The organism is Pseudomonas sp. JL27(2026), assembly GCF_056933555.1.
On sequence record NZ_CM167794.1, the window covers coordinates 4767465 to 4781034 of the forward strand.

At 56.1% G+C, this 13570-nt stretch carries 13 protein-coding genes, 1 tRNA gene and 1 pseudogene; 3 read left to right on the plus strand and 12 right to left on the minus strand.

Annotated features, from left to right (window positions below; translation table 11 throughout):
* Positions 1-38: 38 nt before the first annotated feature.
* The 3 genes from iscR to trmJ all read right to left on the minus strand — a co-directional run bounded on the left by iscR (position 39) and on the right by trmJ (position 2348).
* Entirely contained in the window at positions 39-530 is a 492-nt protein-coding gene (iscR, locus tag AC1Z1G_RS21585; protein ID WP_092278442.1) for a Fe-S cluster assembly transcriptional regulator IscR, read from the minus strand.
* Positions 531-798: 268 nt separating this feature from the next.
* Positions 799-1575, minus strand: a complete 777-nt coding sequence (cysE, locus tag AC1Z1G_RS21590) for a serine O-acetyltransferase (RefSeq protein ID WP_483622389.1) — start codon at positions 1573-1575, stop codon at positions 799-801.
* A 2-nt stretch (positions 1576-1577) separates the two neighbouring features.
* The gene (trmJ, locus tag AC1Z1G_RS21595) at positions 1578-2348 is read right to left on the minus strand and encodes a tRNA (cytosine(32)/uridine(32)-2'-O)-methyltransferase TrmJ (protein WP_483622390.1); all 771 of its coding nucleotides are present in this window, start codon (positions 2346-2348) and stop codon (positions 1578-1580) included.
* A 304-nt stretch (positions 2349-2652) separates the two neighbouring features.
* Between trmJ and suhB the strand changes: the two genes are divergently transcribed.
* The gene (gene suhB / locus AC1Z1G_RS21600; RefSeq protein WP_347901862.1) at positions 2653-3468 is read left to right on the plus strand and encodes a type III secretion system regulator SuhB; all 816 of its coding nucleotides are present in this window, start codon (positions 2653-2655) and stop codon (positions 3466-3468) included.
* 248 nt (positions 3469-3716) lie between these two features.
* Here suhB and AC1Z1G_RS21605 read toward each other — a convergent pair whose 3' ends face one another.
* The 6 genes from AC1Z1G_RS21605 to queA all read right to left on the minus strand — a co-directional run bounded on the left by AC1Z1G_RS21605 (position 3717) and on the right by queA (position 9812).
* The gene (locus AC1Z1G_RS21605) at positions 3717-4265 is read right to left on the minus strand and encodes a glycine zipper 2TM domain-containing protein (protein ID WP_483622391.1); all 549 of its coding nucleotides are present in this window, start codon (positions 4263-4265) and stop codon (positions 3717-3719) included.
* 117 nt (positions 4266-4382) lie between these two features.
* The gene (gene secF / locus AC1Z1G_RS21610; protein WP_483622392.1) at positions 4383-5297 is read right to left on the minus strand and encodes a protein translocase subunit SecF; all 915 of its coding nucleotides are present in this window, start codon (positions 5295-5297) and stop codon (positions 4383-4385) included.
* A gap of 9 nt (positions 5298-5306) precedes the next feature.
* A complete protein-coding gene (gene secD / locus AC1Z1G_RS21615) occupies positions 5307-7175 on the minus strand; it encodes a protein translocase subunit SecD (protein WP_483622393.1) in 1869 nt (622 codons plus the stop codon).
* Positions 7176-7237: 62 nt separating this feature from the next.
* Entirely contained in the window at positions 7238-7573 is a 336-nt protein-coding gene (yajC, locus tag AC1Z1G_RS21620; RefSeq protein WP_095166066.1) for a preprotein translocase subunit YajC, read from the minus strand.
* Positions 7574-7617: 44 nt separating this feature from the next.
* Positions 7618-8733 (minus strand): tRNA guanosine(34) transglycosylase Tgt, encoded by a 1116-nt coding sequence (tgt, locus tag AC1Z1G_RS21625; protein WP_019651852.1) that lies wholly within the window; start codon positions 8731-8733, stop codon positions 7618-7620.
* A 14-nt stretch (positions 8734-8747) separates the two neighbouring features.
* Positions 8748-9812, minus strand: coding sequence for a tRNA preQ1(34) S-adenosylmethionine ribosyltransferase-isomerase QueA (gene queA / locus AC1Z1G_RS21630; protein WP_483622394.1), 1065 nt, complete (start codon positions 9810-9812; stop codon positions 8748-8750).
* 107 nt (positions 9813-9919) lie between these two features.
* On the opposite strand from queA, the gene AC1Z1G_RS21635 reads away from it, so the two are divergent.
* Positions 9920-10004: transfer RNA gene (locus tag AC1Z1G_RS21635), tRNA-Leu, on the plus strand.
* A 152-nt stretch (positions 10005-10156) separates the two neighbouring features.
* Positions 10157-10486, plus strand: coding sequence for a hypothetical protein (locus AC1Z1G_RS21640; RefSeq protein WP_483622395.1), 330 nt, complete (start codon positions 10157-10159; stop codon positions 10484-10486).
* A 292-nt stretch (positions 10487-10778) separates the two neighbouring features.
* Here the strand turns inward: AC1Z1G_RS21640 and AC1Z1G_RS21645 are convergent, their stop codons facing one another.
* From AC1Z1G_RS21645 to AC1Z1G_RS21655, 3 genes and pseudogenes are all read right to left on the minus strand, one after another.
* Positions 10779-12479 carry an AIPR family protein gene (locus tag AC1Z1G_RS21645; protein ID WP_483622396.1) on the minus strand — a complete coding sequence of 567 codons (1701 nt, stop codon included), beginning with the start codon at positions 12477-12479 and terminating at the stop codon, positions 10779-10781.
* Positions 12480-12712: 233 nt separating this feature from the next.
* Positions 12713-12969: pseudogene (locus tag AC1Z1G_RS21650) on the minus strand (hypothetical protein).
* A gap of 34 nt (positions 12970-13003) precedes the next feature.
* A complete protein-coding gene (locus AC1Z1G_RS21655; RefSeq protein ID WP_483622397.1) occupies positions 13004-13378 on the minus strand; it encodes a DUF6124 family protein in 375 nt (124 codons plus the stop codon).
* Positions 13379-13570: the final 192 nt, after the last annotated feature.

Genomic DNA, 13570 nt, shown 5'->3' on the forward strand with positions numbered 1-13570 from the left:
AAATCAGGCTGGCTGGCGTGCCGCTAGCTCTTTGGCTGTCATTCGACGGCGGACGCTTCAATCTTGTCCAGACGCGGCGCCTTGCCATTGCAACGACGCTGGTCCTGACGCTGGGCTACTTCTTGCACCTCACGGCGAGTCACAAGGTCAGCCAAGCTGATACCGCTCAGAAATTCGTGGATCTGCAGGCTGAGGTCACACCACAAGTGGTGGGTCAGGCAGGTGTCGCCGGAATGGCAGTCACCCTGGCCCTGGCATTTGGTTGCATCGACCGATTCGTTCACCGCGTCGATCACCTGAGCGACCTGAATGCCCTGCATCTCACGCGATAGCTGATAGCCACCGCCTGGGCCACGAACACTGGAAACCAGATTGCTGCGGCGCAATTTGGCAAAAAGCTGTTCAAGGTAGGACAGGGAAATGCCTTGGCGCTCAGAGATATCGGCCAGGGACACCGGGCCATGCTGCGCGTGCAACGCCAGATCAAGCATGGCGGTGACAGCGTATCGGCCTTTTGTAGTCAGTCGCATGGACAATTACCACGGGGGTTACGGGATGGAGCGAGTATGCAATTCCCGAGTATTTAAGTCAACTATAAGACCTAGTACTTTAGTCAGGTTTACCCGCAAAAAGAGCGCGCGCACTATAGCAAAGGCTGGTGGCGAACGACCAGTAAATGCGCGTTATCGTTCTTCGCGAGCAAGCCCGCTCCCACATTGGATCTTCAGAGGCCGCAAATTTGCGCACAACAGAGATCAAGTGTGGGAGCGGGCTTGCTCGCGAATGCCGCGCCGCGAATTAGCTGGCCTGGCTTTCACCCTTGTCTTTTACGCAGGCGAAGTCTTCTTCGCGCAGCTCGGGCAAGTCCTTGGCACAGTAAGGGCTGCCCAGATCCTTGAGTGCGCCGCACACACCCTCCAGTCGACCATCAACTGCCTGCAAGTGATCCAGCAACTGACCGATGGCACGCGCCACCGGGTCCGGCATGTCCTCACCGACACCATAGGCATCGAAGCCGATTTTCTCGGCCATGGCCTTGCGCTTGGCTTCCTGCTCCTCATCGGACTTGATGATGATCCGGCCCGGAATACCGACAACGGTCGCACCTGCGGGAACAGCCTTGGTTACCACCGCGTTAGAACCCACCTTGGCACCCGCCCCCACGGTGAACGGACCCAACACCTTGGCGCCCGCCCCTACCACCACGCCGTCTTCCAGCGTCGGATGGCGCTTGCCTTTGTTCCAGCTGGTACCGCCGAGAGTCACACCCTGATACAGCGTCACGTCATTGCCAATTTCTGCCGTTTCACCAATAACAATGCCCATGCCATGATCAATAAAAAAGCGCCGCCCAACCTTGGCACCCGGATGGATTTCGATCCCGGTCAACCAGCGACCGAAGTTCGATACCACGCGCGCCAGCCATTTCCAGCCCATGCCCCACAATGCGGAAGAGAGACGATGAATCCAGATCGCATGCATGCCCGGGTAGCAGGTCAGCACTTCAAACGCATTACGTGCCGCCGGGTCACGGTGGAAAACGCTCTGGATATCTTCACGCAAACGCTCGAACATTATTAATCCTTCCGCTTAAGAAGCTCGCCACGGGCCGCTTTCTGGGTTTCCGTGAGGATGCCACGCAAAATATTCATTTCCGCCCGACTGACCGAGCTTCGTCCGTACAACCGGCGCAGGCGCGCCATCAAGTGTCGCGGCTTTTGCGGATCGAGGAATTCAATGGCTACCAGCGTTTGCTCCAGGTGCTCATAGAATCGCTCCAGCTCATCCATGGTCGCCAGCTCACCACTCTTGGTGGACGCTACTTCATCCTTCTCGACCTTGCTCGGCTGACCTTGGGCCGCCAGCCAGGACATGCGCACTTCATAGCCCAGCACCTGCACCGCCGCCCCAAGATTCAGGGAACTGAACTCAGGGTCTGACGGGATGTGCACGTGATAATGACATCGCTGCAGCTCTTCATTGGTCAGGCCGGAGTCTTCACGACCAAACACCAACGCGATCTCGGCGCCTTGTGCGGCCTCCTCGACCACTTTCACGCCGCACTCACGAGGGTCCAGCAGCGGCCAGGGAATACGACGGTCGCGAGCACTGGTGCCCAATACCAGATTGCAGCCGACCAAGGCGTCTTCGAGCGTGGCGACGACTTGCGCATTTTCCAGAATATCGCCGGCACCAGAGGCCCGCGCATCGGCTTCGTGATGAGGAAAAAGCCGTGGTTCGACCAACACCAACCGCGACAGCCCCATGTTCTTCATGGCACGCGCAGCCCCGCCGATATTTCCCGGATGGCTGGTATTGACCAGGACGACACGAATGTTCTGCAGCAAGGGAGGCGCTCTCGGACAGTGAAAAGGGGAGCAAATCTTACAGCTCATCCAGGCATCCCGCCTCAAAAATAACTATTCACTTTTGACCGCGTCCACTGCTGCCATACCTCGTTGCCACTCCCCCTATAGCCTGCAATGAGTCGTCGCGGCGACTTACCTGACAACAGTGACCGCTCGTCAAAAACTGAAGGTATTTCCGGAGCCGGATGCAAAGTTAAGCGACGAAAGCGAACGTCGTCGTTCATCTGTAGAAACTTTCTGCTAGAATGCTCGGCTTTCTTTAACAACCTTAGGTGACACATCCATGCAGCCCATGCTGAATATCGCGCTGCGCGCCGCCCGCAGCGCCAGTGAATTGATCTTCCGCTCCATCGAGCGCCTGGATACCATCAAGGTCGACGAAAAAGACGCCAAGGACTACGTGTCCGAAGTTGACCGCGCCGCCGAACAGAAAATCATCGATGCGCTGCGCAAGGCCTACCCGACTCACGCCATCATGGGCGAAGAAACCGGCATGCACGCCGGCAGCGGCGAAGGCGCAGATTACCTGTGGATCATCGACCCACTGGACGGCACCACCAACTTCCTGCGCGGCGTTCCTCACTTCGCCGTGAGCATCGCCTGCAAATACCGTGGCCGCCTGGAACACGCAGTGGTCCTGGACCCGGTTCGCCAGGAAGAATTCACCGCCAGCCGTGGTCGTGGCGCCCAGCTTAACGGTCGCCGCCTGCGTGTCAGCGGTCGTACCAGCCTGGAAGGCGCATTGCTGGGTACGGGCTTCCCGTTCCGTGATGACCAGATGGACAACCTCGAAAACTACCTGGGCATGTTCCGCAGCCTGGTTGGCCAGACTGCCGGCATCCGCCGTGCTGGCGCCGCGAGCCTGGACCTGGCTTACGTTGCCGCTGGTCGCTTCGATGCGTTCTGGGAGTCGGGCCTGTCCGAGTGGGACATGGCAGCAGGCGCCCTGCTGATCCAGGAAGCTGGCGGCCTGGTGAGCGACTTCACCGGCGGCCATGACTTCCTTGAAAAAGGTCACATCGTTGCCGGCAATACCAAATGCTTCAAAGCAGTACTGACGGCCATCCAGCCGCACCTGCCAGCCTCGCTGAAACGCTAAGCGACAGGCACAAAAAGCACCCTTCGGGGTGCTTTTTTATGCCTGGAATTCGGCCTCCAACACACTGAAAATCCAATGTGGGAACGAGCCTGCTCGCGAAAGCGGTGTATCAGCCACCACCAATGCCGGATGTGGCGACGCCTTCGCGAGCAGGCTCGCTCCCACGGGGGATTGATGGGAATGCAGAAACTGTGGACAAAAAGAAGCACCCCGAAGGGTGCTTCTTTGTGCATCTGTAACCTGAGTATTTATTGACCCGACTGAGCCTGCGAAAGGATCAACTGACCGTCCTTGTTGACTGGAATCTGGTTGCCTGGGTCACGGTCCATCCGCACTTTGCCTTCCTTGCCGTCCAGCGAGTAACGCACGTCGTAACCGATAACCTTGTCGCTAATGTCATTGACTGTGTTACAGCGGGTTTGCGTCGTGGTGTAGGTATCACGATTCTGCATACCTTCCTGGACCTTATTACCGGCATAACCACCACCGACAGCGCCCGCAACCGTGGCAATTTTCTTGCCGGTGCCGCCGCCGATCTGATTACCCAGCAAACCACCAGCCAACGCACCAACCACCGTACCGGCGATCTGGTGCTGATCTTTCACCGGCGCTTGCCGGGTGACGGTGACATCCTTGCAGACTTCACGTGGGGTCTTGATTTGTGTCTTGACCGGCTCAACTGCCAGTACTTGCGCATACTCAGGGCCGCTTTTTACCAGGCTGTAGGTGGCAACAGCACCCCCGGCAGTCACACCGACAGCACCCAATACCGCACCAACCAGTAACGACTTGTTCACATGAACCTCCTGACCATCACATGCGGGCTTGCCCGCGCTTCTCCCAACCTTGGAGCATAAAAAAAGGCGCGAGTTCAATGCTCGCGCCTTCTGGTTATAACGAGAAGAAATAACGCCTCAAGGACGGTCGTCCACTTCCTTCTCGGTATTGGCCGGAGGAATCAGGTCCTCGCTGCTCAGGTTCAGCCAGATCAGCACCACGTTGGCGATGTAGATCGACGAGTAAGTACCCGCCAATACACCGACAAACAACGCAATGGAGAAGCCGAACAGGTTGTCGCCACCAAAGAACAGCAGCGCGGCAATCGCCAGTAAGGTGGAGATCGACGTGGCCATGGTCCGCAGCAGGGTTTGCGTGGTCGAGATGTTGATATTCTCGATCAGGCTGGCCTTGCGCAGCACACGGAAGTTCTCACGAACCCGGTCGAACACCACAATGGTGTCGTTGAGCGAGTAACCGATGATCGCCAGTACCGCCGCCAGCACCGTCAGGTCGAAGGTGATCTGGAAGAACGACAGAATACCGATAGTCACGATCACGTCGTGGATCAACGAGACAATCGCCCCGACCGCGAACTTCCACTGAAAGCGGAAAGCCAGGTAGATCAGGATGCCGCCCAGCGCCATCAGCATGCCGAGGCCGCCCTGGTCTCGCAGCTCTTCACCCACCTGCGGGCCGACGAACTCGACGCGCTTGACGTTCGCCGGGTTGTCGCCGCCGACTTTCTGCAGCGCTTCAGCTACCTGATGACCCAGTTGCGGGTCTTCACCTGGCATACGCACCAGCAGGTCGGTGGTTGCACCGAAGTTCTGCACGATGGCTTCGTGATAACCGGCGGTGACCAGTTGCTCACGAACCTTGGTGACGTCGGCCGGACGCTCGTAGGTCAGCTCGATGAGCGTACCGCCGGTGAAGTCCAGGCCCCAGTTCATGCCCTTGTGGACAACGCTGAAAATGGCCAGCGCCGTAAGGAACAATGTGACGCCGAACGCGAAGTTGCGAACGCCCATGAAGTTGATTGTACGTAACATGGCAGCCCCTTAAATCCACAACTTCTTGAAGTCACGACCACCGAAGATCAGGTTGACCATCGCGCGGGTCACCATGATGGCCGTGAACATCGAGGTAAAGATCCCGAGGGACATGGTCACTGCGAAGCCCTTGACCGGGCCGGTGCCCATGGCAAAGAGGATGCCGCCGACCAGCAACGTGGTCAGGTTGGCGTCGAGAATCGCAGTAAATGCCCGGCCGAAGCCTTCGTTAATTGCCCGCTGCACCGTCATGCCGGCCGCGATCTCTTCACGTATCCGCGAGAAGATCAGTACGTTGGCGTCGACCGCCATGCCCATGGTCAACACGATACCGGCGATACCCGGCAAGGTCAGCGTGGCACCCAGCAAGGACATCAAGGCCAGCAACAGCACCATGTTCACTGCCAACGCAACCGTGGCGATGATGCCGAAGAAGCGGTAGATGGCGATGATGAACAGCGACACGAACAGCATGCCCCACAGCGACGCATCGATACCCTTGGTGATGTTGTCAGCACCCAGGCTCGGACCGATTGTGCGCTCTTCGGCAAAGTACATCGGCGCCGCCAGACCACCGGCGCGCAGCAGCAAGGCCAGCTCCGAGGATTCGCCCTGACCGTTCAGGCCAGTGATGCGGAACTGAGCACCCAGCGGCGACTGAATGGTCGCCAGGCTGATGATCTTTTTCTCTTCCTTGAAGGTCTGGACCGGCACGTCTTTCTCGACGCCGTTGACCATTTGCTTGACGTAGGTGGTCACCGGGCGCTGCTCGATGAAGATCACCGCCATGCTGCGGCCGACGTTGCTGCGAGTCGCACGACTCATCAGTTCGCCGCCATGACCATCCAGACGAATATTCACTTCCGGCGTGCCGTGCTCACCGAAACCGGCCTTGGCGTCAGTCACCTGGTCACCGGTGATGATCAGGCCACGCTCGATTTGCGCAGGAGGACGCTTGCCTTCGCGGAACTCGAAGGTTTCGGAAGTCGCTTTCGAAGCGCCAGGCTCAGCGGCCAGACGGAACTCAAGGTTGGCCGTCTTGCCGAGGATACGCTTGGCTTCGGCAGTGTCCTGCACGCCCGGCAGTTCAACCACGATGCGGTTGGCACCCTGACGCTGCACGATAGGCTCGGCAACACCCAGCTCGTTGACGCGGTTACGTACCGTGGTCAAGTTCTGTTTGATGGAGTATTCACGGATTTCCGCCAGCTTGGCCGGGGTCATCGCCAGACGCAGTACCGCCTGACCATTGAGGTCGGCCGGAACAATGTCGAAATCGTTGAAGTTCTTGCGGATCAACACACGGGCCTGTTCGCGGGAAGCTTCATCACTGAAACCCAGCTGAATGGCGCCATTGAGTTGCGGCAGGCTGCGATAGCGCAGACGCTCTTTACGCAACAGGCTCTTGACGTCGCCTTCGTAGACTTTCAGGCGTGCATCGAGGGCTTTGTCCATGTCCACTTCGAGCAGGAAGTGCACACCACCGGACAAGTCCAGACCCAGCTTCATCGGATGCGCGCCGAGACTGCGCAGCCATTGCGGGGTTGTCTGTGCCAGGTTCAGCGCGACGACATAGTCATCACCCAACACCTTGCGCACTACGTCCTTGGCTGGAAGCTGGTCTTCCTGCTTGGTCAGACGCAACAAACCGCCCTTGCCGTTCGCCGCGACAGTGGCGGCCTTGACGTTGATCCCGGCGTCGGAGAGCGCTTTGCTCGCACGATCCAGATCTGCCTGAGTAACTTGCAGCGCAGTGCTTGCACCGCTGACCTGAATGGCCGGGTCGTCAGGATAAAGATTGGGAGCGGAATAAATTAAACCGATCGCCAGCACCGCCAGGATCAGTATGTATTTCCACAGAGGGTATTTGTTCAGCATCACGCCGCCCGCTTATGACGCGGGGCGCCTTGCGCGCCCCGTCGATTGGTAAAAGATGAAACTTAGATCGCTTTCAGCGTGCCTTTTGGCAGGGTGGCTGCGATAGCGCCTTTCTGGAACTTCAGCTCTACCGAGTCAGAAACTTCAAGAACAACGAAATCATCAGCTACTTTGGTGATCTTGCCGGCGATACCGCCAGACGTCACAACTTCGTCACCTTTTTGCAAGTTGCTGAGCAGGTTCTTCTGCTCTTTCGCGCGCTTGGCCTGTGGACGCCAGATCATCAGGTAGAAAATGACCAGGAAACCGACCAGGAAAATCCACTCGAAGCCAGTACCAGCAGGGCCGGCAGCCGGTGCAGCGGCGTCTGCCATCGCATTAGAGATAAAAAAGCTCATTTAGCACTCCAGTTGCAAAATTAGTGTCGTAAACGTTTTAAAACTCAGTCCAAAGGCGGAACAGGCAACCCGCGTTTGGCATAGAAGGCATCGACAAAGGCGGCCAATGTACCCTGTTGAATAGCCTCGCGCAAACCAGCCATAAGCACTTGGTAATGGCGCAAATTATGGATGGTATTGAGCATGCTCCCCAGCATTTCGCCGCACTTGTCCAGGTGATGCAGATAAGCGCGGGAGAAGTTCTGGCAGGTATAGCAATCGCAGGTCGGATCGAGCGGCGAATCATCATGGCGATGGAACGCGTTACGGATCTTCAGCACGCCGGTATCAATGAACAGATGCCCATTGCGGGCATTACGGGTTGGCATCACGCAATCGAACATGTCCACCCCGCGGCGCACACCCTCAACCAAGTCTTCCGGTTTGCCAACGCCCATAAGGTAACGAGGTTTGTCCGCAGGCATCTGGCCTGGCAGGTAGTCGAGCACCTTGATCATCTCGTGCTTGGGCTCGCCCACCGACAGACCGCCGATCGCCAGGCCATCGAAGCCGATCTTGTCGAGGCCTTCCAGGGAGCGCATGCGCAGGTCCTGGTGCATGCCGCCCTGAACGATACCGAACAGCGCTGCGGTGTTGTCGCCATGGGCGTTTTTCGAGCGCTGCGCCCAACGCAACGACAGCTCCATGGACACCCGCGCGACGTCTTCGTCGGCCGGGTACGGCGTGCACTCGTCAAAAATCATCACGATGTCGGAGCCCAAGTCACGCTGGACCTGCATTGACTCTTCCGGGCCCATGAACACTTTGGCGCCATCCACCGGAGAGGCGAAGGTCACGCCCTCCTCCTTGATCTTGCGCATGGCGCCCAGGCTGAACACCTGGAAACCGCCGGAGTCGGTCAGAATCGGGCCTTTCCACTGCATGAAATCATGCAGGTCGCCGTGCTTCTTGATTACTTCCGTGCCAGGACGCAGCCACAAGTGAAAGGTGTTGCCCAGAATGATCTCGGCGCCGGTGGCGACGATATCGCGCGGCAACATACCCTTGACCGTACCGTAAGTACCGACCGGCATGAACGCCGGGGTCTCGACAGTGCCACGCGGAAAGGTCAGGCGACCGCGACGAGCCTTGCCGTCAGTGGCCAGCAACTCGAAAGACATACGACTTTGGCGACTCATTCTGTTTCCTCTGGGGCCGAATCCTTGGGTGCGGTTGGCGCCGGATTACGGGTGATGAACATCGCATCACCGTAGCTGAAAAAGCGGTATCCATGCTCGACGGCAGCCTTGTAGGCCGCCATGGCTTCGGGATAACCGGCGAAGGCCGAAACCAGCATCAACAACGTGGATTCGGGCAAATGAAAGTTGGTGACCAGGGCATCGACCACATGAAACGGCCGGCCCGGGTAGATAAAGATATCGGTGTCGCCGCTGAACGGCTTGAGCACGCCATCGCGGGCAGCGCTTTCCAGCGAGCGCACGCTGGTGGTCCCCACGGCCACCACACGTCCGCCACGCTCACGGCACGCGGCAACCGCATCCACCACATCCTGGCTGACTTCCAGCCATTCGTTGTGCATGTGGTGATCTTCGATCCGTTCCACGCGCACTGGCTGGAAAGTGCCTGCGCCGACGTGCAAGGTCACAAACGCGGTTTCAACGCCCTTGGCGGCAATCGCCTCCAGCAACGGCTGGTCGAAATGCAGACCGGCAGTAGGCGCCGCCACCGCACCCAAGCGCTCGGCATAGACCGTCTGATAGCGCTCGCGGTCCGAACCTTCGTCCGGGCGATCGATATAAGGAGGCAACGGCATGTGCCCGACACGGTCGAGCAGCGGCAGCACTTCTTCGGCAAACCCCAGTTCGAACAACGTATCGTGGCGCGCGAGCATTTCAGCCTCGCCACCGCCGTCGATGAGGATCTTCGAACCCGGCTTCGGCGACTTGCTGGAACGCACATGGGCCAGCACGCGATGGCTGTCGAGCACCCGCTCGACCAGAATTTCCAGCTTGCCGCCAGAAGCTTTCTGGCCAAACAGCCGCGCCGGAATCACCCGGGTATTGTTGAACACCATCAAGTCGCCTGGGCGCAAATGCTCAAGCAAATCAGTAAATTGACGGTGTGCCATAGCGCCGCTGACCCCATCCAGGGTCAACAGGCGACTGCCGCGCCGCTCAGCCAAAGGGTGGCGAGCGATCAGCGAATCAGGGAGTTCGAAAGTAAAGTCAGCAACGCGCATGATGGAGTTCGTCTAGCAGGGCCGGGAAGTCTAGCGGAAATAGTGAAAATTCTCCATGTACCTGATTGACCGATGGTTATCTCATCTCTATACTTCGCCGCCATTGAGCCCTGATGGCGGAATTGGTAGACGCGGCGGATTCAAAATCCGTTTTCGAAAGGAGTGGGAGTTCGAGTCTCCCTCGGGGCACCAAAATTAAGAAAGGTCTTGCTTAGCAAGGCCTTTTTTTTCGCCCAAAGAAAAGCCACCCCGCCCCCGTAGGAGCTGCCGAAGGCTGCGATCTTTTGATCCTGCTTCCCTTCCACACCCCTTGACCCGCGGACCATTTCACAAGGATTCCCCCCATGGAATTACCCCTGGAAACAGTCGCCCTCTTCTCCCTCAAACTCGCTTACGAAACCGAAGGCCAAAGCCCGATCCTGCGCGACGACCTGATGATGGGCGACTACCAGCGGGACGTATTCGGCTTGCTGGTACGCAGAGGTGATGTCGAGACCATTAAGGTCAAAGTGGCTGAATGCGTGGGGCTGGCGCTTGAGGCGATAGGTGGGGCGGGTACGCCGCTGGGGCGAGAGTTGGATAGATTGTCGGGAGATTTCAGCGCTGCACAGACGCTGGAGCAGCTTGATAGTCCGCTGATTGCGCTTAAGGATTATTTGAAAGATATTCAGTGAATGATTGGGTGGGGGCAGGTTTGGTGGCCCTTTGCACCGACTGATACTGGGCGGGGGTTTGGCTGATATGAGAATGGACCTGTCCCCCACTGATCGTTCCCACGCTCCGCGTGGTAATGCATCCCATAACGCTCCGCGTCGCAATAAGCTGCAACACCCCACTATCAAAAACCACAACCCCATCCCGCACTGCCTCGATCAGCTGACAAATAATGAATTTGCCCCCTTTTTTCATTAGAAATTTAGTGCGAGCGCTAGAGCGCCCGCACTACCACCTCGACTTCAGGTATCTTCAAACAATTAAAGTATCCACATTTGCAAGGACTGTTGATGTCAATGGCGGTGATTTGAGCAGGTCGCGCGATATATCTGGATCCGGCAACGCAGTCTTAATTAAGAGATCAAGCCTCTCAAACCAATCTCCATCATTGGAAGAAAACAAATTATACAAAGCTTCATTTTTTGTCTTACAGCCAAATTTTTTATACATCGATTGGCAGTACTTAGATGCCGCAGTCATTATGTGCCAACGTAGTTTCGAGTACCTACCGTCAAAGCGCTTATTCCCAGTAAGCATTCTTAATCGGTAATGACTGTAGCAGGCAGTATAATAATCTTCTTCGTGAGCAGCTCGTGAAAAAACATCATTCAAGAGCTCTCCAGTCAACCTATTCGGGTACCTACTGGAATAGTCCGGACGCATCATTACAACCGCTGCATAACAACGCGCTACCTCCCTCGCATCAAAGATTCGTGCAGGCGCAACATTCTCAGATCTATACTGCCCTTTGCGGCGCTCAAAATATAGTCTATTAGACTCTGCTGCACCTCTAGCGTTAAAGTACTGTTCCAACACCCGCAATGCATCTAACGTCGATATGAATTGAGCATCTTCAACTTTAGACTGTCTATTGGTTGCACGCACGATGTCGTCGATCACTGACGGATCATCGGCCTCAATAAGCTTGATCATTAAACTGACTGAGCTATCAACCTGCGCATCCAAGGAAATAAGAATATTAGAGGTCTGACACCCGTTCACAATCTGAAAGTCCCGGATAAATATTTCCTGCCCTGCAGGCCTAATACTAGACGCAACTATTGTAATGCCATTATTCATAAGGCCAAATCTTTGCTTTTTATCAGCGCTATTTAAAGTTTCGGCGATTTCAGAATTTACCTCAACATCTACGCCCAAAAAATCCCTGACATTCTCTTCGAAGAGCTTCTTTCGTGGTGTTCCACTTGGGTCTTTTAGTACCGAATCTATAAAGCTTCTCGCAGTTACCGTGGCGACGTAAGCGTTGTTAATGTCGGGAGCAGCAGGAAAGGGAGCATACCCGACAGTCGCTAATTTGGCCTCCATCGGCCCATCTGCCGATAGCCAAAGCTCATGAATTAGCTCGCGATGCGCTTTAATGAGGAGAGTCTCATTAGAATACCCCATTTTTTTCAGCGCAGCCTCTCCGACTTGAAATGCTGCATCAATCTCAACTGCTTCCGTGTCCGGGGCAGCAGTAAAAAAATATGCGTGAAGATTAGGTAATCCTCCTCTAATTCTTCCAATATTCTCAAATATCTTATTGAACATTTTCTTAAAGTCCGCCAAGTATTGACTATGAGGCTGCGCTGGCACCTCTGACAGATAGTCGACTATGGCAGCAACAAAAGAATCAATCTCTTGCTTAGACCAAGTTACGGATCTTTTAGCTTGAATCAAAACTATCGACACCTTATACTCGCGCCTACTCGTTGCGAATATCTCCTCTAGTTCTTCCAATGAGAATATAGCGCGATCATCGAGAAATAAAAGTGCACCATCTATCCCTGGATCTGCACCTTCATAAACCACATCAGCCACCTCAACCCTGTCCCCAGAGTATTTAGAGAAGGCACAGTAATTTACAAACGCCTCGAAGTTCTTAGACTCATCATACGGAGCGCCAAAGTCCTTGCAAAATGTATCAAAGTAAGATCTGGTAACAAGGTGCATATTTTCTTCCCTAGAGGTTGTATCTAGATATTAATCGGCATTCTAGGCAAAGCACAATCACAAACTCGTGACGACCATACAGACCACGCAGCGGGAAAAACGGGACCGAAAAACGGGACAGATTTATTTTCAGAGATACACGAAAAGACCACGATTATGGGTGTGAGTAAAACCTAGCCTGCCCCTGCTTTCCACCAACTAAAATGGGCGACCTAAACAAGGTCGCCCATTTTTCACACCAACAGCACCTGCGCCTGCAATCGCCACCCAACCACATCCAGCAAATCACAATCATCACGCAGTGAAGTCACCAGCACCCGCGCCAGTTCACTGTGAACCCCCTCGCCCATGGCGATGTTTTCCAGCAGTGAGTCGCGGTACGGATGCGGTAGGCGGCGGTTTCGTGCAGTACGTCGAGCGGCGCGTGGGTATCGATCAGCAGTGACGGGATGGTGCAGTCAATGCCGGTGACTGGCATGTATCGATCCATGACAAACCTCCTTTGGGTAAACGAGCGCGGCCACTCAGTGGTGGACGGTGGGCTTACTCTCACTCGCCCCATCGGGAGTGTCGAGGTGGTCCAGTGCTCGGTTTACCAGCAACTCGGCCAGCACGGCCAACTGTTGAATGGCTAGTGCCACATTGCGTCGCGAGCCTTCGAGTTCGAACGCCAGGTCGGTGGTCATGGCGTTGATAGAAGCGAGGGTTTCGCTGGCGTGGACCAGTAAGGTTGGCGTGTCGACGTTGGGGACGATGGTGAATACATGGCTGATGGGATCAGGGTGACAGGGGTTACGCAAACGGGCACTGACGGTGCGTTGGGCGGATTCGCTGAGCGGGACGGGATCAGAGGCAGACGAGGTTGGGACTTCCGGCGGATTGGGAGTGACCTTTTTCATGGTGGAGCTCCTGTGTTGGTTATAGAAGCTGCCAACCCCCTGCTGTCAAACAGGATTGGGTGGCAACTGTACGCGGGTTGACAGACCAGGAGCACAAGCACACCCGGTGCACCCGAAGATGCCCCACGCACAGCCGCCAGAAAGAAACTGCACGCGGGAAAGCATGCCGTTTTATCAAGAGGAGTGAAAGCC

Excerpts from the sequence above, each read along its gene's own strand:
- iscR (WP_092278442.1), bottom strand. The coding sequence starts at position 530 with ATGCGACTGACTACAAAAGGCCGATACGCTGTCACCGCCATGCTTGAT.
- cysE (WP_483622389.1), bottom strand. The coding sequence starts at position 1,575 with ATGTTCGAGCGTTTGCGTGAAGATATCCAGAGCGTTTTCCACCGTGAC.
- suhB (WP_347901862.1), top strand. The coding sequence starts at position 2,653 with ATGCAGCCCATGCTGAATATCGCGCTGCGCGCCGCCCGCAGCGCCAGT.
- secF (WP_483622392.1), bottom strand. The coding sequence starts at position 5,297 with ATGTTACGTACAATCAACTTCATGGGCGTTCGCAACTTCGCGTTCGGC.
- secD (WP_483622393.1), bottom strand. The coding sequence starts at position 7,175 with ATGCTGAACAAATACCCTCTGTGGAAATACATACTGATCCTGGCGGTG.
- yajC (WP_095166066.1), bottom strand. The coding sequence starts at position 7,573 with ATGAGCTTTTTTATCTCTAATGCGATGGCAGACGCCGCTGCACCGGCT.
- tgt (WP_019651852.1), bottom strand. The coding sequence starts at position 8,733 with ATGTCTTTCGAGTTGCTGGCCACTGACGGCAAGGCTCGTCGCGGTCGC.
- queA (WP_483622394.1), bottom strand. The coding sequence starts at position 9,812 with ATGCGCGTTGCTGACTTTACTTTCGAACTCCCTGATTCGCTGATCGCT.
- AC1Z1G_RS21640 (WP_483622395.1), top strand. The coding sequence starts at position 10,157 with ATGGAATTACCCCTGGAAACAGTCGCCCTCTTCTCCCTCAAACTCGCT.
- AC1Z1G_RS21645 (WP_483622396.1), bottom strand. The coding sequence starts at position 12,479 with ATGCACCTTGTTACCAGATCTTACTTTGATACATTTTGCAAGGACTTT.
- AC1Z1G_RS21655 (WP_483622397.1), bottom strand. The coding sequence starts at position 13,378 with ATGAAAAAGGTCACTCCCAATCCGCCGGAAGTCCCAACCTCGTCTGCC.